The 465-nt window shown below is 40.0% G+C and carries 1 protein-coding gene; it reads left to right on the top strand.

The features are described 5' to 3' along the window. Positions 1-2 precede the first annotated feature (2 nt). Complete coding sequence (locus INF68_RS23065; protein WP_229218522.1) at positions 3-452, top strand: Rhs family protein; 450 nt, start codon at positions 3-5, stop codon at positions 450-452. Positions 453-465 lie beyond the last annotated feature (13 nt).

Here is a 465-nt window from a genome sequence, read left to right as displayed (position 1 = left end):
GGGTGGATCCGTGGGGGTTGTCGAGATGTAAAGCACCGAACGGATATAAAACTGGTGATGTTGATCCACATGGTAATCTTTCGCCTGGTGTAAACAGAGCATCGGGTCATACAAATAGTAAAAATGATGGGTTTGTACAAAGTCACCACCCAATACAGGACGCTTGGGCTAAGAAAAGAATAAACGGTTACCAGAGAAATACTGCACCTGCTACGTTACTTAAGTCCGCATCAGGCAGTCCGCACGCGAATATAAGTTCTGCTCAACGAACTCGTAGAGCTTTGCCAGGAGGTTGGGATACAACATTGAAACAAGAGTTTCATATCAGTTACAAAGAAATGATTGATGCAGGTGTTCCAAAGCAGCAGGCTAGGAAATCGATTAGTGACTCTTATAAATATTTTGACCAGTTAAGAGAGTTAAATAGTAGTAATGTTTATTTTGATATATAACTTATTAATTTAT

Source organism: Enterobacter cloacae complex sp. P16RS2, from assembly GCF_014982155.1.
In the GTDB taxonomy this organism is placed as follows: Bacteria; Pseudomonadota; Gammaproteobacteria; order Enterobacterales; family Enterobacteriaceae; genus Enterobacter; species Enterobacter cloacae_M.
This window is presented reverse-complemented; position numbering and strand designations above follow the sequence as displayed.